General features: G+C 71.6%; 1 protein-coding gene. It reads right to left on the bottom strand.

The features are described from left to right. Nucleotides 1–559, bottom strand: a 559-nt coding sequence (locus Ari01nite_RS49510; RefSeq protein WP_203791713.1) for an AMP-binding protein, incomplete at both ends; no start/stop codon positions are given.

The raw sequence follows: 559 nt of genomic DNA on the forward strand, positions 1-559 counted from the left end.
GACCCGTCGAACCCGACGTATAGATCACATAGGCGCCCTGGTCCGCCCGGACGGCGGGCAACTCCGCACCCCCGCCGAGCTCGATCTTGTCGAGCAGCACCACCGGCACACCCGCATCCGGCACCCGATCCGACAACTCCGACGACGACAACACCAACACCGGCGCCGCATCCGCCACCACATACCGCACCCGATCGGCCGGATAGTCCACATCCACCGGCACATAAGCGCCACCCGCACGCCACACCGCCAGCAACGCCACCACCAGATCCACCGACCGCGGCAACATCACCGCAACCCGCGACTCCGCGCCGACACCCCGCGACACCAGCCACCGCGCCACGTCGTCCACCCGCGCGGACAGTTCGCCGTAGGTCAGCGTCCGGCCACCGGCAACCAAAGCCACCGCCCCCGGGTCCTGCCGCCCGATCAGCTCCGGCACCAGCACCGCCGACGGCGCCACCACCGGACCCACCCCGGCGGCAAGCACCCGCGCCCGCTCGCCGGCATCGAGCACGTCCACCCGGCCCAAAGGCAGATCCGGATCGGCCACCACCGC

This window comes from Paractinoplanes rishiriensis, assembly GCF_016862375.1.
Lineage (GTDB): Bacteria > Actinomycetota > Actinomycetes > Mycobacteriales > Micromonosporaceae > Actinoplanes > Actinoplanes rishiriensis.